The organism is Massilia sp. LMS1-1-1.1, from assembly GCF_040815535.1.
In the GTDB taxonomy this organism is placed as follows: domain Bacteria; phylum Pseudomonadota; class Gammaproteobacteria; order Burkholderiales; family Burkholderiaceae_D; genus Janthinobacterium; species Janthinobacterium aestuarii.
The window spans coordinates 98,934-124,301 of record NZ_JBFPNG010000067.1; the positions used below are offsets into that span (position 1 = coordinate 98,934).

Consider the following 25,368-nt stretch of genomic DNA (forward strand, 5'->3'; position numbering starts at 1 on the left):
CCTATCCTTGCTTAAAATGCGTATTTCAGGCTGACCTTGACGGCGCGCCCCGTGATCGAGCGGGCCGCATGGCCATCGCCCTCGACTTCCGTATAGCCGATCTTGTCGAGCAGATTGTTCGCCGTCAGCGCCACCTGCAATTGCGGCGTGAGCTGGTAATTGACGAAGGCGTTGAGCACCTGGTAGGCGGGCAAGGTGATCGTGTGCGCATCGTCGCCCCACGATTTGCCCGTGCCGACCAGGCTCGCGCCCAGGGTAGCCTGCCCCCATTCATAGGTGGGCGCGATCTGGTAGACGACACGCGCCTGGCGCCGCGGCGTATTGCCGATCAGCGCCACGTCGGCCGCCGCCGTGCCGGTGATCTCGGCATCCGTGAACGTCAATCCGCCATTGATGCGGAAGTCGCCGGCGCTGTAGGCCGCTTCCAGTTCCACGCCCTTCGCTTCATAGCTGTTGGCCGTGCGCAGCTGGGTGGTCGCTTCGTAATTGCTTTCTTTCGTCTTGGCCTGGAACACGGTGACGAAGGTGCTCAGGGGGCCGCGCCGCCATTTCACGCCGCCTTCGAGCTGGCGCACGGTGTTGATGGCTACCGGTACGCTGCCATCGAGCGGTGTGCCGAACAGGATGCGGTCGGCATTGAAGGCCACGCCTTCGCTGACGCGGGCAAACACGGCCAGATTCGCTTGCAGCTTGTAGTTCGCGCCCAGCGAGTACGAGGTGTGGCCCAGGGTGTAGTCGACCCGCTGCACCGTCGACGGCAGATACGCTTGCGCGCCGGTGGCCTGGTTGGCCGTGCCGCTCGCATGCTGGCGGTCGCGCCGCAGGCCGCCGTCGAGATTCAGCGCGCCGCTTTCCCAGGCCAGGTTCAGATACGGCGACACCGTGCGGTATTCCATGTCGACGGCGCGCGAGCAGCAGGCGCCGAAGGCCGGGCCGATATAGCCTGGCGTGCCGCTCGCCGTTTGCAGCAGCGCCGGCTGGTCACCCGTGGCCTGCATCAGGTATTCGTTGAAATTCCAGGTCAGGCCCAGCTTTTGCTGCGACAGATACAGGCCGGCCGTGGTGGTCAGCTTGCCGCTGTCGAGGACAAAGGTCTTGGCCAGCTTGGTGTCGCTCAGGGTGTTGCTGGCGTCGTCGATCGAGGTGTTGAACACCACGGCGGAAAACGTGCGACCGATGTAGGGCTTGCCCTGGTTCGGGCCGCTGGCAAACACATAGCTGCCGTCGCTGCCATTATTCGACGGGAAGACGCCGATGAAGCGCCCCGAATTGTCGGCGTAGCGGAAGTTTTCGCTCACGCTCCAGCCCTGCCCCAGCTTGAACGACGCTTCCAGACCCACGGTATCGCTCTTGACGTGCAAGCCGTCATTGACGCGGGTGGCCACGCGCTGGTTATCCTTGTTCAGCACCGTGTCGGGCACCCAGTACGGCGAATAGAAACTGGCCTGGCGCGGGTCGATGCCGGCGATTTCCCCGATACGGCCATTGCGCACGCTGACGGGCACGGGCAGGGCCGTGGGCGACTGGTCGTCGAGATGCTTGAACGACAGGCGCACGAAGCCGCTGTCGAATTCATGCGTGACATTGCCGCGGATCTGGCCACCCTTTTCGCTGTTGACGCCACTGTGACGGATGCCTTCGCCCGTGCGCCAGGAGCCGCCGATGAAGAAGCGCGTGCGCTCCGACATCGGCGCGCCGTAATCAAAATCGAACCTCGTCTGGTCATAGCCCAGGCCACGGCTGATGGCCACGCTGCCGCCCTTCTCCTTGCCATTTTTGCTGATGAAGTTGATGATGCCGCCCGGTGAATTGGTGGCCAGGGTGGAAGCCGAACCGCCGCGCACCACTTCCAGGTGGTCGAGCGTGGAATCGATCTTGACGAAGCTGTCGGGCGTGGTGAAGTTGAAGTCGCCGAACTGCAGCACGGGCAAGCCGTCTTCCTGGATCTGCACATAACGCGCGCCGCCAGCGGAAATGGGCAGGCCGCGCACGGTGATGTTGGCATTGCCTTCGCCGCCCGAGGATTCGGCGCGCAAGCCCGGCACCGAGCGCAGGACTTCGGCCGCGCTGGTCGGTGCGTTGTGCAGGATGGTGTCGAGCTCCATGCTGCTGACGGAATTGCTCGATTTCATTTTGGACGTGCCGCCGGTGGTACCCGTGACCACGATGCGTTCCAGGTTCAGGCCATCGGCGGGAGCGGCGCTGGCGGTGTCGGCGGCCGATTGCGCGTGGGCGGCGCCCAGTTGCAGCATGGCCAGGGCGACGGCGGCAGCCATGCAGCCGCGTTGAGCAGTATGTGCGTTCATTTTGTCTCCAGTGTTGTATGCCGATACATCGAGGTATCCGCTTGTTATGGGTACTGGCCGCCGCATGCCGTGGCGCGCTGGCTGAGCCGGTACGTCATTATTGAACGAATAAGAATTTATTGCAATCGATTGCAATAGAGCACTGCAACATCGAAATGGTGTTGTTTTTAAGGGAATATTACGGGCGATACAGAGGCAAACAGGCGGGAATCGACGTGATCCCAGGCTTTTTCATGCTGCTGTGCAGCATGAAAATTCACGAATAAATTTGAAATTATTGCAATCGGTTGCAATCCCTTGCGGCCACGCCTCAGCGGCCCGAGGCGCGTACGATCAGCTCGGTTGGCAATTGCTGCGATGGCGCAGGCGTGCCATCGACCAGCGCCAGCAGCGAAGCCACCAGCGCGCGTCCGGCGGCCCGGATCGGCTGGCGCACGGTGGTCAGCGGCGGGTGGAAATACGCGGCCAGTTCGATATCGTCGTAGCCAACCACGGCCACCTGTTCCGGCACGGCCACGCCGCGCGCGCGCAGGGCGTTGATGGCGCTCATGGCGAGCAAGTCGCTGCAGGCAAAGATAGCGTCGAACGGCAGCTGGCGGTCCAGCAGTTCCTGCACGTCCGTCGCGCCGCCCTGCGGCAGGAAGGAGCCGGCCACGTACAGTTGCGGATCGGGTGCCAGTCCTTGCGCGGCCAGCGCCTGCGCATAGCCCGCGTGGCGCTGCGCCACTTCGGGCAGCTTGGCGTCACCAAAGAAGGCGATGCGCCGGCGCCCCGCCGCCAGCAAGTGTTCGGTGGCCAGCCTGCCGCCGGCGACGTTATCGCCGCCGACGGTGCAATACAGTTGCTGCGGCAATTGCGCGCCCCACACGACGATGGGCACCTGGCGCGCGGCCAGCTGGTTCAGTTGTTCATGGTGGCGCCACTGGCCGATCAGGATGATGCCGATCACGCGGCCGCTGTCGAAGGACAGGGCGGCCGCATCGAGCGTTTCCGCATCCACGCGCGAAATGAGCATGTCGAAACCCTGCTCCGTCAGCGCATCGGCCAGGCTGCCCAGCATGCTGAGGAAAAAAGGATCGGACAGGTGCTGGCGCGTGGCCGCGTCATACGGCACCACCACGCCCACCGTGCGGTTCTGTTTCAGGCGCAGGTTTTGCGCGCCGATATTGATGGAATACTTGAGCGAACGGGCCAGCGCGATGACGCGCGCGCGCGTCTCTTCATTGACCAGCGAACTGCCGCTCAGCGCGCGCGACACGGTCGACGTGGACACGCCGGCCAGGCGCGCGATATCGGCCATCTGCAGGCGTTGCTGCGCCTTCGAATCGTTGCCAGTCATCGTGCGCTCACTGCGGCGCGGTGTCCTTGAACGATGGGCGCTCGGACAGTTTGTCGAACAGGCGCGCCAGCGCCGGGTGCTCCGCGCGCCAGTCGATTTCCGGGAAGCGGAAGCTGAGCCAGCCCAGGGCGCAGCCCACGGCCACGTCGGCCAAGGTGTAGTTCTTGCCGGCGCAATAGGCGCTCTCGCCCAGGCGTGCTTCCAGCGCCGCCAGGCCCAGGGTGACTTTTTCCAGCTGGCGCGCGATCCAGGCCGCGCTTTGCTGCTCGGGCGGGCGCTGCGTGCGCTCCAGGCGCACCAGCACGCCCGCGTCGAGGATGCCGTCGGCCAGCGCTTCCCAGTTCTTGATATCGGCCCGCTCGCGGCCATTGCCGCCGGCCGGCAGCAGTTTACAGACGGGCGTGAGCGTGTCGAGGTATTCGACGATGACTTTCGAATCGATCAGCGTGCTGCCATCCTCCATCACCAGGCAGGGTACCTTGCCCAGGGGATTGGCCTGGGCGATGCGGGTTTCCGGCGCCCACACGTTTTCCAGCTCGAAGACATAGTCGAGCTTTTTTTCCGCCAGCACGATACGGGCTTTGCGGACATACGGGCTGGCGAGGGAACCGATCAGTTTCATAGGTACTTTAAGGTAAAGGAGCAGCTAGCAGTATAGCATCGGCGGCAGCGGTGTTTGGCAGCACGCGCCCGGCGGCCTCCAGTGTGTGGCAGGCACGCCGCATCGGGGCCGGATTCGGCCAACATGGGGGCCATCCGCAGCCGACGGACGGCTGGACAGCGGCCAGCGGTGGTAAAATCGCCCTTTACTGTGGCGCCGTCAGTGTTGCTGTATTGCAATCCCTATCCTCCCCGCGCGCCACACGCCAACCGTTTCTTTAACTTGCGTCCGCTCTCATGACTTCTACTACTCCGTATTCCACGCTGTCGGCCCTGTCTCCGCTCGATGGCCGCTACGCCAGCAAGACCGATCTGCTGCGCCCGATCCTGTCCGAAGCCGGTTTCATGCACCACCGCGTGAAAGTGGAAATCTCCTGGCTGCAAGCGCTGTCGCAAGCCGGTTTCGCTGAAATCAAGCCGTTCTCGGCAGAAGCGAGCGCCCTGCTCGACAAGATGGCAGCCGATTTCTCGGAAGCCGACGCGGCCCGCATCAAGGCCATCGAAGCGGTGACCAACCATGACGTCAAGGCGGTTGAATACTGGCTGAAGGAACAAGTGGCGGACGTGCCGGAACTGGTGGCGGCGTCGGAATTCATCCATTTCGCCTGCACCTCGGAAGACATCAACAACACCTCGCACGGCATGATGCTGAAAGCCGCGCGCGATGGCGTGATGCTGCCTGCATTGAACGGCCTGGTGGCCAAGCTGACGCAGATCGCGCACGACAATGCCGACGTGCCGATGCTGTCGCGCACGCACGGCCAGACGGCCAGCCCGACCACCCTGGGCAAGGAATTTGCCAACGTCGTGGCCCGCTTGCAGCGCGCCGTGAAACGCATCGAACAAGTGGAAATCCTCGGCAAGATGAATGGCGCCGTCGGCAATTACAACGCCCACCTGTCGGCCTACCCCGGCTTCGACTGGCCGGCATTCTCCAAGGCCGTCATCGAACAGCGCCTGGGCCTGGTCTTCAACCCGTACACCATCCAGATCGAACCGCACGACTACATGGCCGAACTGTTCGACGCCTTCGCGCGCGCCAACACGATCCTGCTGGACCTGAACCGCGACATCTGGACGTATGTGTCGCTGGGCTACTTCAAGCAAAAGCTGAAAGCGGGCGAAATCGGTTCGTCGACCATGCCGCACAAGGTCAACCCGATCGACTTCGAGAACTCGGAAGGCAACCTGGGCCTGGCCAACGCCGTGCTGAAACACCTGTCGGAAAAACTGCCCGTCTCGCGCATGCAGCGCGACCTGACCGATTCGACCGTGCTGCGCAATATCGGCGTGGGCCTGGGCTACACGCTGCTGGCGTATGACAGCTGCCTGCGCGGCCTGAACAAGCTGGAAGTGAACCACGCACGCCTGGCGCAAGACCTGGACGCGACCTGGGAAGTGCTGGCCGAGCCCGTACAAACCGTGATGCGCCGCTATGGCATCGAAAACCCGTACGAGCAGCTGAAAGAGCTGACGCGCGGCAAGGGCATCTCGAAAGAAGCGCTGCAAACCTTCGTCAATGGCCTGGCCATTCCGCAGGATGCCAAGGACGTGCTGCTGACCATGACGCCAGCGAACTACATCGGCATCGCCGCGCAGTTGGCCAAAGCCATCTAAGCAGTTTCCACATGGGGATCCTGCTATCCCACTCCTGCGGGGCGGCCAGCACACAAATGCTGCCCGCCCCGCGGTTTTTACAGCAATCTTTCTTGTAGAATCTCCGGCACGCAGCGCAATTTGCTTTTCTTTGGTATATTAGGCCGAATTAGTCCTAATACGTACTACTTTCAAGAAAGCCATCGATGCAACGCTACACCATCACCGCCATCATCCTGCACTGGCTGACCGCCCTGCTGATCATCAGCGCCTTCGTCATGGGCCTGGTCATGGTCGACATTCCCGGCCTGACGCCCACCAAGCTCAAATATTTCTCGTGGCACAAATGGCTGGGCGTGACCGTGCTGGCCATCGCCGCCATCCGCCTGCTGTGGCGCAAGGCCAATGTGCCGCCGCCGCACCCGGCCAGCATGGTTGCCTGGCAAAAGAAGGCGGCCGACGCGATGCACGTGCTGCTGTACTTCCTGATCTTCGCCGTGCCCGTCTCCGGCTACCTGTACACCTTGGCCGCCGGCGTGCCCGTGGTCTACCTGGGCCTGTTCCAGCTGCCCGTCATCATGGCGCCGAACCCGGAACTTAAGCCGCTTTTAAAAGAGATTCATTATGTTCTGAACATGACGATGGCCGCCGCCGTGGCCGCCCATGTGCTGGCGGCGCTGAAGCACCAGTTCATCGACCGCGATGGCGTCCTCAAGCGCATGTTGCCGTAACACCGACTTCCCCTTGCTCACTGAAAAACTACAGGAAAAAAACAAGATGAAAACCACCCAACGCATCGTCCTCGCTTCCCTGCTGGGCCTGTCCGTGGCCGCCACCGCCGCCACCTTGCTGAAAGTCGATCCAGCCAAGACCAGCGTATCGGCCGTGTTCAAGCAAATGAACGTGCCCGTGGAAGCGAAGTTCAAGAAGTTCAATATCGCCATCGATTACAACCCTGCCGCGCCGGACACCTCGAAGGCATCGGTGGAAATCGAGACGGCCAGCATCGATATTGGCGACCCCGAGTACAACAAGGAAGTGGCCAAGAAAGAATGGTTCAACTCGGCCCAGTTCCCGAAAGCCACCTTTGTCTCGAGCAGCATCAAGGCGGCCGGCGCGGGCAAGCTGACGGTGACCGGCAAGCTGAGCATCAAAGGCAAGACCACCGACGTGACCTTCCCCCTGGCGGTGAAAGCCGATGGCGGCAAATATGCATTTGACGGCGCCCTGCCGATCAAGCGCCTGACCTATAACATCGGCGAAGGCGAGTGGAAAGACACGAGCATGGTCGCCGATGAAGTCACAATTAAATTCCACGTCGCAGCGCAGTAACACCTGAGAAAACGTCCATGGCTGCGTTGCTCTTGCCTCGTCGTACATTCGTACTGCCTTCGGCAAGGCGCCTTGCCCTGAACGTTTTTCAGCCGTTATAAAAAACAACCCCAAAACCTGTTCAACTATAGGATCTGCATGAAATTTTCGCACTTGATGATCGCCATGCTGGCAGCCGCCGGCGCGGGTTCGGCCATGGCCGCTACCGACACCTACAACCTCGACCCGACGCATACGTTCCCCAGCTTTGAAGCCGATCACATGGGCATGTCCGTGTGGCGCGGCAAGTTCAACAAGACCAAGGGCACGGTCACCCTGGACCGTGCCGCCAAGACGGGCAGCCTGGACCTCGTCATCGATGCCGATTCGATCGACTTCGGCCTCGACGCCATGAACACGCACGCGAAAAAAGCGGACATGTTCAACGTCGAGAAATTCCCTGAAATCACCTACAAGAGCAAGTCGTTCAAGTTCAACGGCGAGCAGCTGGTGGAAGTCGATGGCGAACTGACCCTGCTGGGCGTGACCAAGCCCGTCAAGCTGAACGTGAGCAAGTTCAAGTGCATCATGCACCCGCGCTACAAGCGTGAAGTGTGCGGCGCCGACGCCACGGCGGAATTCAAGCGCAGCGACTTTGGCCTGAACTACGGCATGCCGGCGTTCTCGCCGGAAGTCAAGCTGGCCATCCAGGTAGAAGCCATCAAGGCCGATTAAACACAGCCTTGCCGCATGACAAGCCCGCCTCGCTGCCCGCAGCCAGGCGGGCTTTTGCATGCGCCACGCGAATCCGCTGGACTTTTCTATCGTGCGGCATCACTATCCATTGGCATGATGTTGTTCTGACATGGCACACCCCCTTATCCATCGCGCGGAGGACTACATGAATTTCATTATCTGGATCGTTATTGGCGGCGTCATTGGCTGGCTGGCCAGCATGGTCATGAAAACCAATGCGCAACAGGGCATCTTCCTCAATATCATCGTCGGCATCGTCGGCGCCTTCCTGGGCGGCTGGCTGTTGGCCCCGCTGTTCGGCACGGGCACCATCAATAGCGACAATTTCAGCCTGGCTTCGTTGCTGGTCTCGTTCCTGGGCGCCGTGATCCTGCTGGGCATCGTGAATCTTTTGCGCCGCGGCAAAATACGCTAAGCAGTCAAAAAGCAGCGCAGCAACACATGGCCGGGCCGCGCAAGCGCCCGGCCATTTTTCATTGCCGCCAGGACAAGTATGTACAAATACCACAACCGCCACGCGGAAAAATGCGCGCTGGCAGCCGGTTCCAGCCCGTAGGCGCCCCAAAATCATGCCATTCAGGCAAGCACATGCGAACATACTGCCCGGAAAATGTGATTGACTAGTGCGAGTTCGATACGGATACTCTATGTCGCCCGCTGCACAATCAGCGGGTACTCCGTTGATTCCGACTTCCCTACAATGTAAAAGAACAGAACTCGAATGAAAAAATCTCTCATCGCGCTCGCCATCCTGAGCAACTTCGCACACGCCGACGAAGGCATGTGGATGCCCCAACAGCTGCCACAAGTAGCCAAGGAACTGAAAGCGGCCGGACTGAAACTCGATCCGACCAACCTGACCAAACTGACCGAATTCCCGATGGGCGCCATCGTCAGCCTGGGCGGCTGCTCGGCGTCGTTCGTCTCGCCGCAAGGCCTGGTTGCCACCAACCACCATTGCGTCTACAACAGCGTGGCGGTCAATTCGACCAAAGAGCGCGATTTGCTGGCCAACGGTTTCCTGGCCAAGACTTTCGCTGAAGAATTGCCGGCCTCCCCAGGCAGCCGCATCTTCGTCACCTCGGCCGTGACCAATGTCAGCGACAAGATCATCACCGCCGACGTGGCCAAGCTGCAAGGCAAGGCACGCATCGACGCGATCGAGAAAAACCAGAAGAAACTGGTCGCCGAATGCGAAAAAGAAGCTGGCTTCCGCTGCACCGTGTCCGCCTACTACGGCGGCCTGGAGTTCTACCTGATCAAGCAACTGGAAATCCGCGACGTGCGCCTCGTGCACGCGCCTCCAGCGGGCGTCGGCAAGTTCGGCGGCGACACCGACAACTGGATGTGGCCACGCCACACGGGCGACTACGGTTTCTACCGCGCCTACGTCAGCAAGGACGGCAAGGCTGCCGACTTCAGCAAGGACAACGTGCCGTACCAGCCAAAACACGTGCTGAAACTGGCCAAGGATGGCTTGAAAGAAGGCGATTTTGTCATGGTCCTGGGCTACCCTGGCCGCACCAACCGTCACCGCCTGCCATCGGAAGTGGCGTACACGTTTGACTGGAACTACCCGGCCTTCGTGAAAGCATCGGGCGAAACCCTGGCCATCATCGCGCGCGAAACCAAGGACAACAAGGATGTTGCCCTGAAATACGCGGGTCAAGTTGCCGGCGTGAACAATTACTACAAGAACCGCCAAGGCATGCTGGACTCGTACGCCGGCAGCGACTTCCTGGCGCGCAAGACGGCGGAACATGAAGCCCTGAAGACCTGGGTCAACGCCACGCCGGCACGCAAGGCCGAATTTGCCGGCGACATCGAGCAAGTGGAAAAGCTGATCGCCGAGCGCGATGCCGACACCAAGCGCGATTTCTTCCTCAGCTACGCACAGCCACGCCTGCTGAACACGGCACGCAGCCTGTACCGCCTGTCGAACGAAGGCACCAAGGCCGATACGGAACGCAAATCCGGCTACCAGACGCGCGACTTGCCACGCCTGGAAGCGGGCATCACTTCGGTCGAGCGCACCTACGATGAAAAAGTCGACAAGGCGCTGGTACTGAACAGCCTGACCAAGTACGCCGCGCAACCGGCAGCACAACGCCGCGCCAGCTTCGACGCCGCCATCGGCATCAAGGATGGCATGTCGCCAGCCGACCTGTCCGCCGCTCTGGACAAACTGTATGCAGGCAGCAAGCTGGCCGACAAGGCCGAGCGCGCAGCATGGCTGAAACGCACGCCAGCCGAATTCCAGGCCAGCAAGGACAGCTTCATCCAGGCAGCCGTCGCCATGTATCCGGATTCGCTGAAAAACGAAGCGGAAGACGAAGAACTGGCCGGCAAGATCCAGCAAGCGTACGCCAACTACATGAAAGCAAAAATCGCCTTCATGAAGAGCAAGGGCCAAGCCGTCTATCCTGACGCCAACAGCACCCTGCGCGTGACGTTCGGCAAAGTAGCCGGCCGCGACCATGGCGCCGACGGCACCACCTGGTCTGCCTTCACCACCGTCAATGGCGTCGCCGCCAAAGCCACGGGCCAGGGCGAGTTCAATGCTCCGGCAAACCAACTGGCCGCGATCAAAGCCAAGGACTTCGGTAAATTCGTCGATCCGAAGCTGAAAACCGTACCGGTCGACTACCTGGCGACCCTGGACATCACCGGCGGCAACTCCGGTTCGGCTGCCCTGAACGCCAAAGGCGAATTCATCGGTCTGGCCTTCGACGGCACCCTGGACTCGATCATTTCCGATTGGGACTACAACAAGGCCAACACCCGTTCGATCCAGGTCGACCTGCGTTACATGCTGTGGAACATGAAACACATCGACCACGCAGACAACCTGCTGAAAGAAATGGGCGCTGAATAACAAGAAGCAATAACCCGGCAACGGGCGCTTTAGCCTGAGCCACTCCTGCGGGAGTGGCTTTTTTTCGCCTAGCGTTTGACCTTGGTAAAGCGGTACGGCACCGCTTGTTCCTCGCCAAACACTTGCGCCCTGCCACTTCCCAAGGGCAGCATCACCCGCCGGCCATCGTGCAGCAGCAAGGCCAGGTCGGCGCCGGGAAAGCGCTGCGCCAGCAGCGGATACGCTTGCCGCGCGATGGCGCCGGCGGGAATCACGATGCGATAATCACCATCGCCAAAGTCCAGCAGCAACGCGGGAAGCTCATCGGGCCCGGGTAGCGCCGTGATGCGCAGGCGCGCGCTACCCTTGACGAGTTCGAAGGCTGACCACAGGGGCAAGCTGCGCTGCGTGGATCCCATCTGCAGCTGCGGCGCGTGGTCCGCCCGCGCCGACGTCAGCACGACATCGGACCGCTCCTCCGATACGGCGCCATCGATGGCCAGCAGCCAGCCCCGGTAGCGTATCAGCGCGCCCTGCGCGGCAGCGATGACGGACCCGCCCTGCGCCAGGGGTCCCTTGCCTGCTGGCAAGCGAAATGGCGCCGCCTGTGCCGCCAGGCAAGCCCACCACAGCAACACCGCCATCGCCGTCTTGCCCATGCCGTCTCCCTCGCGCGTGAAACCTATTCATAACACAAGTGCGGTCCAGTCCCTCTGCCGCGCCTCAAGGCGCCAACGCCGGTGCTACAATTGGCCCCTAGCGGGCGTACTTACCCAGCGCGCCTTCCCCCTCCCAGACTCAGACCGCTATGCCACCAGACTTGCGCACGACCTACGAACTCGGTAACCACAACCAGACCACGACCTGGCTGGAATGCATCACCTTCTACAAAGATCTCGCCGCACGCTATCCGCAAGTGCTGCATTTCGAACAGATCGGCCTGTCCGATTCGGGCGTGCCCATCCACGCTGGCGTCGTCAGCGCCGATGGCGTGTTCGACCGTGAACAGATCAAGCGCGCGGGCCGCACCGTGTTCTTCAACAACAACGGTATCCATCCGGGCGAACCGGAAGGCATCGACGCCTGCATGGCCATCGTGCGCGACCTGTGCACGCAGCCGGAACGCCTGGCGGCGCTGGGCAGCACCGTGCTGCTGTTCATTCCCATCTACAACGTCGATGGCAGCCTGAACCGCGCCAACACGTCGCGCGTGAACCAGGATGGCCCGGAGCAATTCGGTTTCCGCGGCAATAGCCGCCACCTGGACCTGAACCGCGACTTCATCAAGTGCGACAGCCTGAACGCGCAAGTGTTCAACCGCCTGCTGGCCAGCTGGGACCCCGACGTGATGGTCGACACGCATACGTCGAACGGCGCCGACTACCCGTACACGATGACCCTGATCCACACGCAGACGGATAAGCTGGGCAATGGCCTGGGTCCCTTCCTGAAAGACACCATGCTGCCGCACATCTTTGCGCAGATGGAACAGGCCGGCTGGCCCACCTGCCCGTATGTGAACCCTGTCAAGGACAGCCCCGACCACGGCATCGCCGAATTCCTCGAAGTACCGCGTTTCTCGACCGGCTTTGCGGCCTTGCATCACGTCATCGGTTTCATGCCGGAAACGCACATGTTGAAACCGTTTGCCGACCGCTACGCTTCCATGCGCGCCCTGCTCGACATCACGATGGCATTCACGGTGGAACACGGCGAGCAGATCAAGCAAATGCGCGCGCAAGCCAAGGCGGCGGGTCGCACGCAAGCCCAGTGGCCCATCCACTGGACCATGAACGAAGAACAGCCGTCGACCTTCCCCTTCAAGGGCTATGCGGCGCAATATACGCCGAGTATCCTCGGCGACTACCAGCGCCTGTCCTACGACCGCTCGCAGCCGTGGGAACGCGATATCAAGTATTACAACCGCTTCGATGCGGACGTCACCGTGGCCGCGCCGAAAGCCTATATCGTGCCGCAAGCGTGGCGCGAAGTCATCGAGCGCCTGCGCTGGAACGGCGTCGAAATGAGCCGCATCACCACCGAACAGACGCTAACGGCGCGCTACTACCACATCACCAAGGTCGGCACGCGCGCCACGGCCTACGAAGGCCATATGTTCCACGACACGGTGGAACTGGAAGCGCGCACGGGCCAGTTCACCGTGCAAGCGGGCGACTATGTGATCAGCCTGGCCCAGGACAACGCGCGCTACGCCGTGGAAACCTTGGAGCCGCAGGCGCACGACAGCTTCTTCCGCTGGGGCTTCTTCAACAGCGTGCTGGAGAAGAAAGAAGCGTTTTCCGATTATGTGTTCGAAGACATGGCATTCGAATTGCTGCGCGACGAGCCGGCGCTGGCGGCTAAGTTTGCCGACTGGAAAGCGGCCAACCCGGCCTTGCTGAGCAATCAGGAAGCCGTGCTCGACTTCATTTTTGCACACTGCCAGCGCTTTGCCGAGCCGGAATGGCGGCGTTATCCTGTGATCGCCCTGATGTAACTCGGGGCTGTAGCGACTGCAACATCCTGGCGCCGCATCGGAGACCCCGGTGCGGCGCCTCTTTCTGTGCCCTGCCCACAAGGTAATCCCATGCACTACGCACTGAACCTGCGCACCTTTATTTACAGCCATTATTTTTACCTGGGCTTGCGCGTGGCCATCGGCCTGGTCGGCCTGGCCTTGCTGACTCAGGAAATCAGCGACAGCGCCACCGCCATGACGGTGTGCATCGGCGCCCTGTGCACGACCCTGATGGACATGCCCAGCCCGCTGCGCCACAAGTTCAACGAAATGCTCGCTTCCGTGCTGCTGTGCAGCGCCGTGACCTTATTGATCAGCCTGTGCGGGCCCGTGCAGTGGCTGTTGATGACGGTACTCGTGCTCGTCAGTTTCCTCGCCAGCATGATGGTGGTGTACGGCAAGAAATCGATGCCCTTGCAACTGGCCGCCCTGTTCATCATGACCATGTCGATGGAGCATCAGATGACGTGGCAGCAATCGTTCCACCACGCAGGCCTGTTCATGCTGGGCGGCTTGATCTATCTGGCCTATGCCATGGCCATCGCCTGGGTCTTGCGCCACCGCATCAAGCAGCAAGTGCTGGCCGAAGCCCTGTTCGAACTGGCCGCCTACATCGACATCAAGGCCGATTTCTACGATACGCGTTTCAATCTGACGGAGCAGTTCAACAAGCTGGTGCGCCATCAAAGCATCCTGGCCGACCGCCAGCAGGCGTCGCGCGACTTGATTCTGCGCAGCCACAAGAACAGCAAGGACGCCATCGTCGTGCAAGTGCACGTCTGCATGCTCGATCTGTATGAACTGATACTCTCGACGCACACGGATTACGCGCTGCTGCGCCAGCACCTGGCCGACTCCGACGTGCTGAAATCCCTGCACGACCTGGCCTACAAGGCGGCGCGCGACATCGAAGCCGTCGCCTACGCCGTCACGCGCAAGCGCGCTTCGTATGCGCAGATCAGCTATGACAAGGAATGGGCCGACATCGAAGCGGAAATTGCCCGACTGCAGGCAAAGGGCGACAGTGCGCAGGAAGCGCTGGCGACCCTGCGCGCGCAGCGCAACAAGATCCGCGCCATTCTGAAAATGATCGCCGAGCTGCACCTGGCCAGCCAAAAAGTGTATGACAACGTGCCGTTCTGGAGCGGTGCGGACATGGCGCCGTTCCTGTCGCAGCAAAAATACGAACTGAAGACCCTGCTGTCGAATTTGCGCCTGGACTCGCCCGTATTCCGCTTTGCCCTGCGCGTCTCGATGGCCATTTCCGTTGGCTTGCTGATCGGCCACTGGCTGCCGTATGCGGCGCACAGCTACTGGATCGTGCTCACCATCGTCATCATCCTGCGGCCCACGTTCAGCATGACGCGCCAGCGCCGCGCCGACCGCATCATTGGCACCATCATCGGCTGCGTGATCACGGCCATCGTGATCCGTTTCGTGCACAGCAATATCGTGCTGATGGCCATCCTGTTCCTCTCCATCGTGGCCACGCCCACCTTCATCTATTTGCGCTACCGCTACACGGCCATTGCCGTCAGCCTGATGATCTTGCTGCAAATGCATTTGGTGGCGCCCAGCAACCCGAACCTCGTCAGCGAGCGCCTGATCGACACCCTGATCGGCGCGGCAGTGGCCACCGTGTTCAGCTTCGTGCTGGCCAACTGGGAATACCAGAGCCTGCCTCGCCTCGTGCGCCAGGTGCTGAACGTGAACCTCAGCTATATGCAGGCCAGCTTCGCGCTGCTGCAAGGGAAATGTTTCGATGACTTCGCCTACCGCATCGAACGCAAGCGCTTGATGGACAGCCTGGCCGCGCTCAGCTCGGCCCTGGTGCGCATGCTCGACGAACCGGCCAGCAAGCAGCGGGCCGTGGAAGACATCAACCTGTTTATCGTGCAAAATTATTTATTGGTCGCCCACGTGGCGGCGCTGCGCTCGATCCTGGGACGCCATGCCAGCCAGTTGCCCGTCGCGCCCGTCAACGCCCTGCTTGGCCACAGCCATACGCAAGTGTGTCTGACCCTGTCGCGCGCGCTCGATCAGCTCGACAACAAGGCCGCCATCAGCGCCCCGCTGGCGGCCCCTGCCGCACCGCCCGTGAGCGAAGTGGACTGGTCGGGCTGGCCGCTGGTCAAAAGACGCATCCGCCTGTTGCAGGCCGATGCCGACAAGATCGTGGTGCATAGCGCGGCGATCGTGCATATCGTGGCGCCCAGATAATCTTCTGGGGGCGCCCTGGCGCAAGTGGTGTCATCAGGAGGTCATCTGGCCTCTCTATGCTGCCATGGTTTTTCCACTTCCAGCCAAGGTCATCCATGCACGCATTTCCCCTGAGCCGGCGCCTGCCGCTGGCGCTGGCCATCAGCGCCGCCCTCGCCCTTGCCGCCTGCGGCGGTTCCGACCACCAGGAAGCAGCGCTCGTCATTCCCGCCGCACCCGCCGACCAGGGCGCGCCCGACACGGCGCCGCCATCGGCCACGGCCATCCCCTTTGTCGACAATATCGCCAGCAACCAGCGCGGCGACGCGCGCTACGCCACGGCCGCCACGAATGCGGGCGTGCGCGTACTGGCCGGCATGCTCGACATCTGGAAACCGTTGACGGAAATCGTCGATGCCGGCGTCTCGGCGCCAGCCGTGGACGGCTTCCCCGCGGTCGTGCCTTCCGCCTGGACGGGCGTGCCCAACGATGGCACGCCGGGCGGCACCATCGTCAATGCCAGCGTGCACAATGCGAACATCGATTTCGTCGTCAAAGCCACCACCAGCCGCACGCCGGCGCAGGAACTGGCCGCCTACCTCGATGACCGCCGCGGCAAGGGCTACAGCATCACCGACGGCATGGGTCCGCTGACGGACGCCTGGCGCAGCGCGGCGCGCCAGACCACCAGCATCACCGACATTGCGCCGGATGCGACAAGCAAACTCTACAACGACAGCGGCAGCAACACGGGCGTGGCGGGCAGCGCCAATGCCGAGTTCGGCAACGTCGTGGGCCTCGTCAACGCCATGGGCAACAATGGCTCGACGGAACCGGCCAAGCGCTTCTACAAATATGCGCGCCCGTTCCGCTGGAGCAGCAACGTGGCCGTGATCCCGGCCCTGCTGCCGGCCAGGAGCGCTACGCCCGCCACCGATGGCGGCTTTACCAGCGGCCATTCGGCCGAAGCCGTGCGCGGTGCGCTGGGCATGGCGTATGCCTTGCCCGAGCGCTACCAGGAAATGGTGGCGCGGGGCCTGGAACTCGGTGAAAACCGCATCATCGCCGGCATGCATTCGCCGCTCGACGTGATCAGCGGCCGCGTGCAGGCGCAAGCCATCGTCGCCGCCAACCTGCTCGACCCGGCAACGGCCGCCACCAAGGCCGCCGCCGTGACGCAGGCGCACACGACACTGATGGCGAAAACCGGCACCACGGCCGACACCTTCTATGACTACGCCCATTCGGGCACCGGCGCCAACGACCGCTTTGCGGACTACGCCAGCACCAAGGCCGCCTATATCCGCCGCCTGACCTTCGGTTTCGCGCAGACGGGCGCCGCCAATGCGCCGGCCGTCGTGCCGAAAGGCGCGGAAGTGCTGCTGGAAACGCGTTTGCCATATCTGTCCGACGCACAGCGCCGCGTGGTGCTAAAAACAACGGCCTTGCCATCGGGCTACCCGGTGATGGACGATGCTGAAGGCTGGGGCCGCTTGAACCTGTTTGCCGCCGCCGACGGCTATGCCGTCTTCACGGGCAATGTCGTCATCAGCATGGATGCGGCCAAGGGCGGCTTCTACGCCGTCGACCGCTGGCGCAACGACATCGGCGGCACGGGCAAGCTGAACAAGCAAGGCACGGGCACCCTGAAGCTGGGCGGCAACAATAGCTGGAGCGGCGGCACGCAGCTGGAAGGGGGCCGCCTGGAAGGCTTGTCGGCCACGGCCTTCGGCAAGGGCGACGTGTATGTCAGCGGCGGCACCCTGGTCGGCAATGCCCCGTCCGGCCTGGCGCTGGCCGGCAAGTACACGCAGCTGGCCACCGGCAACCTGGAATTGAAGCTGGGCAGCGGACAGCAAGGCCGCCTGAGCGTGGCGGGCCAGATGACGGTGGCGGGCGGCAGCCTGAAGGTGACGTTCCAGAACGGCTACAAGCCGGCCGCCGGCGACACCCTGACCGTGCTGCAGGCCGCCAGCCTGAAAGGCAAGTTCGACAGCATCACGGTCGAGGGTTTCAAGGTGACGCCGACGTACACGGCAACGGGCTTGCAGCTGCGCCTGGACGTATAAGCTACTTGAGGTAGCGTTCAAACCAGCCGACGGTGCGCTTCTGCAAGTCGCGCTGGTGCTCGGGCTTGCGGAAGGAATGGCCTTCGCCGTCATAGATGAACAGGCTGGACGGCACGCCCATGGCGCGCAAGCCGTGCCAGAATTCCAACGACTGGGCGGCCGGCGTTTCCACGTCGCGCTCGCCCACGTAGATCAGGGTCGGCGTCTTGGCCGCCTTGATCGATTCGATGGGCGAGGCCTTGCGGTAGACGGCCGGATTGTCATACGCGGACGCGCCAAAGAACGGGATCATCCACTGGTTGATGCCGTTCTGGCCGTAATAGCTGATCCAGTTCGACACGCCCGCGCCCGCCACGGCCGCCTTGAAGCGGTCGCTGTGCGTGACGCCCCACATGGTCATGAAGCCGCCATATGAATGGCCGATCAGGCCCAGGCGCTCGCCGTCGACGGGCGCCACTTTTTGCACCGCGTCGATGCCGGCAAGAATGTCGCGCCAGTCTCCGCCGCCAAAGTCCGCCATGTTGGCGCGCGTAAAAGCCTGGCCCTGGCCAAAGCTGCCGCGCGGATTGGGCAGGAAGACAAAATAGCCTTTTTGCGTCAATTCGTGGATCAGGGTGCCCGCGCCCACGTAACGGGGCGAAGCCGCCGCGCCAGGGCCGCCATGCACGTTGACGACCATCGGGTAGCGCTTGCCGGCGTCCGTCTTCAACGGCCCCAGCAGCCAGCCCTGCACCTTGTATTGCTCGTTGTTCCAGCCCACGTTTTGCACCGTCAGCTGCGGCGCAAAACCGTCATTGTCGCGCGTGATCTTTTTCAGCTGGGCCACCGGTCCCGCCACCAGGTAGCTGGCGTGCGTAAAATCTTCCTGTGCGGCCGCCGCTTGCAAGCCATCGGCGCTGAACGACAGACGGCCATCGCTGCCGCTGCTGCTGATTTCTCCGAGCAGCACGGGCTGGGCCGGACCCGTTTGCGCATCGACGGGCACCAGCGCCAGCTGCGAATCGATCAGGGCCGTTGCCAGCAAACGGGCGCCGCGCCAGACGACGCCATTGAAGGTGCCGCGATAGTCTTGTGTCACATTGCGCGGCGTGCCGCCGGCCAGCGGCACCGTGTAGATATCACCGCCGATGGAACCGAAATCGCTCATCAGGCCGCCGATGAAGACCACTGTCTTGCCATCGGGCGAAACCGAGGGCAGGTTCAGCTGCATGGCCGGTGACGCGATCACGCGCAGGGCGCCCGTGGCCGCATCGATATGGCTGAGTTTGGCGACCCACCAGTTGCTGTCGCCATTGCCTTGCGCGCTGGTGGCGACAAAGCCGCGGCCATCGGGCGTCCAGCTGTATTCATACACATAGGTGTCGTTTGGCGACAGCAAGCGCAGCTCGCCGCCGCTGGCAGGCACGACGGCGATGCGCTGGGCATCGTCTTCGCTGCCCACTTCGCCCACCTGGCGCGCGCCCGCCTCGACGGCGCCGGCCAGCTTGCGCGCGCCGACCGTGGCCAGCAAGGCCAGTTGCTTGCCGTCCGGCGACCAGCGCGCCGTGCTGGCTACGCCCTTGATGCTGGTCAACATGCGCACTGGCGCCTGCGCCAGGGTGGCCAGGTACAGCTGCGCCGTGCCCGCCTTGGCGTCGTAGCCGATGAAGGCCAGCTGTTTTCCATCCGGCGACCAGCTGGGCTTGTCATAAGAACACACGGCACACGGATCGAATTGCTGCACGATGGCGCCATTGGCGGCGTCGCGCACGACGATGGCAGCGTGCGGGCGCTGCGCTTGCTCGCCCGCCTTGTTCGACTCGATGGCGGCGATGTGCTGGCCATTGGCCGACAGGGCCACGGCGCGGTAATCGCGCAATGCCGGCCCGGTTGCAGGAGCGGCCTGTACCGTGGTGCTCAGAAGGCTGCTTGCCAGCAAGCCGCAGGCGGCCAGATCAGTTATTTTCATCATGTAAATTCCGGTTAGAAATAAAAAAAACCGCCGGCAAGCGCGGCGGTTTTGGATGGAACAGACTGCATTAGCGGGCCTTCTTGCCCAGGTGCGAATGCCGCATGCTGTACAAGAAGTAAATGGCCACCGTCACCGCCATCCAGATACTAAACACGACAAACGTCGTATGCGGCAAATCGCGCATGATGTACAGGCAGGCGAGTACGCTCAGGCCGGGAATCACATACGGGCCGAACGGCACGCTGAAGCCTTCGATGCGGTTCGCGCCCTGCTTGTGGCGCAGCACGGGCACGGCGATCGACACCACCATGAAAGCCGTCAGGGTGCCGATGCTGACCATGTCCCACAGGTAAGTCGCATCGATGGAACCCGCCACCACGGCCACGACGAGGCAAACGATGATGGTATTGCTGACCGGCACCAGGGTGCGCGGGTGGATCTTCTGGAACGATTTCGGGATCAGGCCGTCGCGGCTGACGGCAAACAGGATGCGCGTCTGGCCATAGATCGTCACCAGGGTCACGCTGAAGACGGAAATGACGGCGCCGGCCGACAGCACCAGCGCGGGCCAGGTCTTGCCCGTCACGTTTTGCAGGATCACCGCCAGGCCCGCTTCCTGGCCTTCGAACAATTTCGCCTGTTGCGCACCGAGGGCGGCCACGGCCACCAGCAGATAGAACACGGTGACGATCAGCAAGCCATACAGGATGCCGCGCGGCACATTGCGCTTGGGGTCTTTCACTTCGTCGCCCGCCGTCGCCACCGTATCGAGGCCGATGAAGGAGAAGAAGACGGTGCCGGCCGCGGCCGTTACGCCCGTCATGCCGGCAAAGCCCTTGCTATTGTCGGTATTGAAGAAGGGCACGAAGTTGTCGGCGTTGAAACCGGAAAAGGCAATGGCAATGAAGAATACGAGGATGGACAGCTTGATGATGACCATGATGGCGTTCATCAGCGCCGATTCCTTGGCGCCACGCAACAGCAGGAAACCGCACATGCAGATCAAAAAGATCGGCGGCAGGTTGATGTGGCCGGCGTGAAATTCCATGCCATGCGGGCCGGAAACGATCATCGGCGTGCGCAGCATCTCGGGTATGTGCCAGCCAAACGCATTTTCCAGGAAGTTGTTCAGGTAGGACGACCAGCCGATGGCCACGGCACTGCCCGCCAAGCCGTATTCGAGCAGCAAACAGGCGGCCATGATGAAGGCAAGAAACTCGCCGACGGTGGCGTAGGCAAACGAATACGAGGAGCCGGAGGCGGGGATGCGGAACGACAGCTCCGCATAGCACAAGGCCGTCAGGCCGGCCGTGATGGCGGCGATCAGGAAAGACAGGACGACCGATGGGCCCGCCTTGGGCACGGCTTCGACCATGGTAAAGAAAATGCCCGTGCCGATGGTGGCGCCGACGCCGATCATGGTGAGGGAAAACAGGCCGATGGACCGGCTCAAGCCACTGCTGCTGAGGCCTTCACCATATTCGACCGTGGTATCGATCGGCTTGGTGCGGCAAATTTTCTGGACCAGGGTTTGGCTCACTAATATTCCTTTATGAGGCACACATATTCGTATGACGGGTAAAAACAAATAGCGCTCCGGCCCTACCTGGCAAAAAACCGGAAAGATCGCGTCCATTTTCAAAACTAAGCGATTATAGGGCTTTCACCGGCTCAGCCAAACAGAACTTTGATGCATGGAAACAACGCCAGGCGTGCGCCATCAAACACGCAAGAGTGCTGGCGAAGAAGATATTGCTTCTATGAAAGAAAAAGCGCGCCGCTGCAGGGCAGGGGCGCGCTTCTGGTTCAGCTCAGTTCAGCTGAATTACTTCTTGCCGTGCGGCGCATCAGCCGGCGACCAGCCTGCCTCGTAGCCTTGCGGCACGTCGTCGCGGCCCTCTTTCGGCGCCAGGCCCAGCACGTAGTACAGCACCGTCAGCAGGATCAGCCAGGCTGGTCCCACCATCAGGGCGATGCGCGTATCGGGGAAATACGCCATCAGGCCGATCACCAGCGCCAGGAAAGCGAGCGAAATCCAGGAACCATACGGTGCGAACGGCATGCGGAAGGCCAGGTTCTTGATTTCCAGCGGCGTCAAGGTCTTGCGGAACTGGATCTGCGTGACGAGGATCACGCCCCAGGTCCAGACGGCGCCGAAGGTGGAAATCGAGGTGACCCAGATAAACACTTTTTCAGGCACCAGGTAGTTCAGCAGCACACCCAGCAGCAGCGCGAAGACGGACACGAGGATGGCGCGGCGCGGTACACCGCTGGCCGTCGTTTCCGCAAACGCCTTCGGCGCCTGGCCTTGCAGCGCCAGGTTGTACAGCATGCGGCCCGTGCTGAAGATGCCGCCATTGCACGACGACAAGGCTGCCGTCAGCACGACGAAGTTGATGATGCCGGCCGCCGTCTTGATGCCCAGACGTTCGAACGTCATGACGAAGGGGCTGCCGGTGGTGCCGATTTCATTCCATGGGTAGATCGACAGGATGACGAACAAGGCGCCGACATAGAAAATCAAAATGCGCCAGAACACGGAATTGATGGCGTCTGGGATCGATTTCTTCGGGTTGGCCGCTTCGCCAGCCGTCAGGCCAATCATTTCCACGCCCAGGTAGGCAAACATCACCATCTGCAGCGACATCAATACGCCTTGCGCGCCATTCGGGAAGAAGCCGCCATGCGTCCACAGGTTCGAGATACCGACGGCCACGCCATCGTTGCCCAGACCGAAGACGATCATGCCCGTGCCGCCGATGATCATCAGGATGATGGTGACGACCTTGATCAGGGCGAACCAGAACTCGAACTCGCCGTAGGCTTTCACGGCCAGCAGGTTGATCGCGCCCATGGAACCCAGGGCCGCCAAGGCCCAGATCCAGCGCGGCGTGTCGGGGAACCAGATGCCCATGTAGATGGCGACGGCGGTAATTTCCGCCACGCACGTGACCAGCCACAGGAACCAGTAGTTCCAGCCCGTCAGATAGCCTTGCAAAGGACCCAGATAATCCTGGGCATAGCGGCTGAAGGAGCCGGCCACGGGATTGTGCACCGCCATTTCACCCAGCGCGCGCATGATCATGAAGATGACCGCGCCACCGATGATGTACGACAGCATGATGCCGGGACCGGCCATCTTGATGGCGTTACCGGAACCCAAAAACAGGCCCACGCCAATCGCGGCGCCCAGCGCCATCAGGCGGATCTGCCGCTCACCCAGGCCGCGGTGCAAGCCTTGTTCACTCGTTTTCATTACGTGTCTCCGTTTTTTTCTTGAATACACCGATCCCTCCACCCCAATGGCGGTTCCGCTCTTGCTGGAAAGGAAGAAAGGGCGCGCCGGCGGCAAGCGCCGGCATGCTCATGTGGTCAGGCTACGGCGTCAGGCCAGTTCGGCGATCAGCTCGATCTCGACGCAAGCGCCCAGCGGGATTTGCGCCACGCCGAAGGCGGAGCGCGCGTGCTTGCCGCTGTCGCCGAAGACTTCGACGAACAGTTCCGAGGCGCCATTGGTCACCAAGTGCTGTTCCGTGAATTCGGAGGTGGAATTGACCAGGCTCATGACCTTGACGATGCGCTTGACCTTGTTCAAGTCGCCGCCGCAGGCGTCTTGCAGGGTGGCGATCAGTTCAATGGCGATGCCGCGTGCAGCGATCTTGCCTTCTTCCGTCGTGACGTCCTTGCCCAGTTGACCAACCCAGACCTTGCCATCCTTCTTGGCCAGGTGGCCGGACAGGAAGACGGTATTGCCCGTGCGCGCATGCATCACGTAGGCGGCGGCTGGCGCGGCAACGACTGGCAGTTCAATGTTGAGGGCCTTGAGTTTTTCGTAAAACGACATGCTATTTCTCCAAGAAAACAATATAAGCGAAACCAGAATTCATGCACGGCAGGGCACGCAGGATGACGCCCTGGCAGCGCGGTAGTGACCGACAACAGTGCCAGATTAAACGTCATCATATTGGTGAACCAGCAGTTTTAGTTCACAAATAGGCCCGGTTATTCAGTGGATTATACCGACAATCAAACAAAATTCAGCATCAGTTCATGAAGCATGCTCTACAGGCATCGAGCGTGACTTTTTTCATTAAATTGTCACTTGTGCAATGTCAAGCCCTCGGGGTCAAGGTTTATCGCATCCAGAAATGCCTGGTCGTGCGAAACCACAAGTAACGCGCCCCGATATTGCAGCAGCATCTGCTCCAGCGCCTGCAGGCTGGCCAGGTCCAGATGATTGTCGGGTTCGTCTAACAGCAACAGTTGCGGCGGCGCCTGCGCATACAGCTCGGCCGCCAGCGCCACCTTCATGCGCTCGCCACCGCTGAGCAAACGGCTGGGCATGGTGGCGCGTGCGCCGGCAATGCCCAGCAGCGCCAGCCGCGTGCGCAAGTCCCCTTCCGCCATCGTGGTATTGCGTTCCTGCAAGCGCTGCACCGCGCTCCATTCGCCGTCTTGCAGCCCCGCATGCTGGTCCAGCCACGCCACCCGCGCATGGCACAGTACCTCGCCGCTGGCGGGCGCCAGTTGTCCGGCGATCACGCGCAGCAGGGTCGACTTGCCGCTGCCATTATTGCCCGTCACGGCCAGGCGGCGCGGGCCGCTGATGACCAAGCTCACAGGCTGCACCTGGCCATAGGGCAAGACCAGGTCGCGCAGTTCCAGGATCAGCTTGCCGTTCGGCACGGCACTGTCGGGCGCCAGCAACAGCCGTTCAGCCTCGGGCGCGCAGCGGGCGCTGGCGTCCATCACCCTTTGCTGGCGCGCCTGCTGCGCCTCTTGCGCGCGCAGGCGCAGCTTGCCCTGGCTATCCTGGCTTTTCTCCTTGCGTGCGTCGAGCAGCAGCTTGCTTTGATTGCCTTCGCGGCCCTCGCGCTCACCACGCACCACCCGTTTCTGCTGGCGTTCGGCCTGCTGCTGCGCGTCGCGCTGTTCGCGTCTGGCGCCCGCCTTTTCCGCCTGCAGGGCGGCTGCAAAACCGGCCTGTTCCAGCGCGCGCTGCTGCGCATACATCGCGTAATTGCCGCCATAGCTGCGCAAGCCCTGGCTAGACAGCTCGACGATTGCATCGACGTGCTCGAGCAAGCCGCGGTCATGACTGACCAGCAGCAAGCCACCCGGCCAGCGCGCCATCTGCGCCACCAGGCGGGCGCGCTGCTGTACGTCGAGATGGTTGCTCGGTTCATCGAGCACCAGCCAGTCCGCCTGCGACAGCCAGGCGCCCTGCAGGGCGATGCGCTGGCGTTCGCCGCCGCTCAGGCTGGCCGTTGGCGTGTCGGCATCCACATGGCGCAAATCGAGCGCATCGAGCGCCTGGCGCAAACGGGTGTGGGCATCCCAGCGCTCTCCCACGAGCGCGTAATCGGCCTCATCGACGCTGCCTTCGGCAATGCGCGCCAGCGCGGCCAGCAAGCTGGTCACGCCAGCGAGCGCCGCCACGGTGGGATAGCGCTCAGGATCGAGTTCCTGCGCCACGTAATGCACGCGGCTGTCACAGCGCACGGCGCCGGAAGACGGTTGCGCCTGGCCCGCCAGCAGGCGCGCCAGCACACTCTTGCCCACGCCGTTATCGCCGACGAGGCCGATACGTTGCGGGGCAAAAGCAAATTGCAAATCGGAAAACAGAGCGCGGCCATCGGGCAGCACAAAGGAAAGACGGTCGAGTTGTAGTAATGCGGGCATGGATACTCCTTGTACGTGCAGACAGGGCTGGCGAACCCGCGCGGCGCAATGGCGCTGTGGCGGGATGGGCGAGGCCGTGCACAGCACGGCAGTATCAATGGCGCATGTCGAAGCGTCCTGGAGAAAT

18 protein-coding genes are annotated in these 25,368 nt (G+C 62.2%); 9 read left to right on the forward strand and 9 right to left on the reverse strand.

Going from position 1 to position 25,368, the window contains the following annotated elements:
- Positions 1-11: 11 nt before the first annotated feature.
- From MRBLMS1_RS29510 to MRBLMS1_RS29520, 3 genes are all read right to left on the reverse strand, one after another.
- A complete protein-coding gene (locus MRBLMS1_RS29510; RefSeq protein WP_485883955.1) occupies positions 12-2,306 on the reverse strand; it encodes a TonB-dependent receptor in 2,295 nt (764 codons plus the stop codon).
- 310 nt (positions 2,307-2,616) lie between these two features.
- Complete coding sequence (locus MRBLMS1_RS29515) at positions 2,617-3,645, reverse strand: LacI family DNA-binding transcriptional regulator (RefSeq protein WP_485883957.1); 1,029 nt, start codon at positions 3,643-3,645, stop codon at positions 2,617-2,619.
- A 7-nt stretch (positions 3,646-3,652) separates the two neighbouring features.
- Positions 3,653-4,267, reverse strand: coding sequence for a glutathione S-transferase N-terminal domain-containing protein (locus MRBLMS1_RS29520; protein WP_128141672.1), 615 nt, complete (start codon positions 4,265-4,267; stop codon positions 3,653-3,655).
- Positions 4,268-4,542: 275 nt separating this feature from the next.
- Here MRBLMS1_RS29520 and purB point away from each other — a divergent pair, with 275 nt between their 5' ends.
- The 6 genes from purB (at position 4,543) to MRBLMS1_RS29550 (ending at position 10,843) form a co-directional block, all read left to right on the forward strand.
- Complete coding sequence (gene purB / locus MRBLMS1_RS29525; protein ID WP_128141671.1) at positions 4,543-5,922, forward strand: adenylosuccinate lyase; 1,380 nt, start codon at positions 4,543-4,545, stop codon at positions 5,920-5,922.
- A gap of 185 nt (positions 5,923-6,107) precedes the next feature.
- Positions 6,108-6,632 carry a cytochrome b gene (locus MRBLMS1_RS29530; RefSeq protein ID WP_128141670.1) on the forward strand — a complete coding sequence of 175 codons (525 nt, stop codon included), beginning with the start codon at positions 6,108-6,110 and terminating at the stop codon, positions 6,630-6,632.
- 46 nt (positions 6,633-6,678) lie between these two features.
- The gene (locus MRBLMS1_RS29535; RefSeq protein WP_485883960.1) at positions 6,679-7,233 is read left to right on the forward strand and encodes a YceI family protein; all 555 of its coding nucleotides are present in this window, start codon (positions 6,679-6,681) and stop codon (positions 7,231-7,233) included.
- A gap of 138 nt (positions 7,234-7,371) precedes the next feature.
- A complete protein-coding gene (locus MRBLMS1_RS29540) occupies positions 7,372-7,947 on the forward strand; it encodes a YceI family protein (RefSeq protein WP_456147923.1) in 576 nt (191 codons plus the stop codon).
- 166 nt (positions 7,948-8,113) lie between these two features.
- On the forward strand, positions 8,114-8,383 hold the full coding sequence (locus MRBLMS1_RS29545; protein WP_034745587.1) for a GlsB/YeaQ/YmgE family stress response membrane protein: 270 nt from the start codon (positions 8,114-8,116) through the stop codon (positions 8,381-8,383).
- A 306-nt stretch (positions 8,384-8,689) separates the two neighbouring features.
- Positions 8,690-10,843 (forward strand): S46 family peptidase, encoded by a 2,154-nt coding sequence (locus MRBLMS1_RS29550; RefSeq protein WP_034745584.1) that lies wholly within the window; start codon positions 8,690-8,692, stop codon positions 10,841-10,843.
- 68 nt (positions 10,844-10,911) lie between these two features.
- Here MRBLMS1_RS29550 and MRBLMS1_RS29555 read toward each other — a convergent pair whose 3' ends face one another.
- Positions 10,912-11,481 (reverse strand): hypothetical protein, encoded by a 570-nt coding sequence (locus tag MRBLMS1_RS29555; protein WP_485883965.1) that lies wholly within the window; start codon positions 11,479-11,481, stop codon positions 10,912-10,914.
- A gap of 149 nt (positions 11,482-11,630) precedes the next feature.
- On the opposite strand from MRBLMS1_RS29555, the gene MRBLMS1_RS29560 reads away from it, so the two are divergent.
- From MRBLMS1_RS29560 to MRBLMS1_RS29570, 3 genes are all read left to right on the forward strand, one after another.
- Entirely contained in the window at positions 11,631-13,319 is a 1,689-nt protein-coding gene (locus tag MRBLMS1_RS29560; RefSeq protein ID WP_485883967.1) for a M14 family zinc carboxypeptidase, read from the forward strand.
- A gap of 90 nt (positions 13,320-13,409) precedes the next feature.
- Positions 13,410-15,560, forward strand: a complete 2,151-nt coding sequence (locus MRBLMS1_RS29565) for an FUSC family protein (RefSeq protein WP_485883969.1) — start codon at positions 13,410-13,412, stop codon at positions 15,558-15,560.
- Positions 15,561-15,655: 95 nt separating this feature from the next.
- On the forward strand, positions 15,656-17,608 hold the full coding sequence (locus MRBLMS1_RS29570; protein WP_139090536.1) for an acid phosphatase: 1,953 nt from the start codon (positions 15,656-15,658) through the stop codon (positions 17,606-17,608).
- A 1-nt stretch (position 17,609) separates the two neighbouring features.
- Here MRBLMS1_RS29570 and MRBLMS1_RS29575 read toward each other — a convergent pair whose 3' ends face one another.
- The 5 genes from MRBLMS1_RS29575 to MRBLMS1_RS29595 form a co-directional block, all read right to left on the reverse strand.
- Positions 17,610-19,559 (reverse strand): S9 family peptidase, encoded by a 1,950-nt coding sequence (locus MRBLMS1_RS29575; RefSeq protein ID WP_485883972.1) that lies wholly within the window; start codon positions 19,557-19,559, stop codon positions 17,610-17,612.
- Positions 19,560-19,626: 67 nt separating this feature from the next.
- Complete coding sequence (locus tag MRBLMS1_RS29580) at positions 19,627-21,099, reverse strand: amino acid permease (RefSeq protein ID WP_139090535.1); 1,473 nt, start codon at positions 21,097-21,099, stop codon at positions 19,627-19,629.
- Between the two features lie 285 nt (positions 21,100-21,384).
- Positions 21,385-22,815 carry an amino acid permease gene (locus MRBLMS1_RS29585; RefSeq protein ID WP_485883975.1) on the reverse strand — a complete coding sequence of 477 codons (1,431 nt, stop codon included), beginning with the start codon at positions 22,813-22,815 and terminating at the stop codon, positions 21,385-21,387.
- A 129-nt stretch (positions 22,816-22,944) separates the two neighbouring features.
- Positions 22,945-23,403, reverse strand: coding sequence for a RidA family protein (locus tag MRBLMS1_RS29590; protein ID WP_034745569.1), 459 nt, complete (start codon positions 23,401-23,403; stop codon positions 22,945-22,947).
- Between the two features lie 254 nt (positions 23,404-23,657).
- Complete coding sequence (locus MRBLMS1_RS29595; protein ID WP_485883978.1) at positions 23,658-25,241, reverse strand: ABC-F family ATP-binding cassette domain-containing protein; 1,584 nt, start codon at positions 25,239-25,241, stop codon at positions 23,658-23,660.
- Positions 25,242-25,368: the final 127 nt, after the last annotated feature.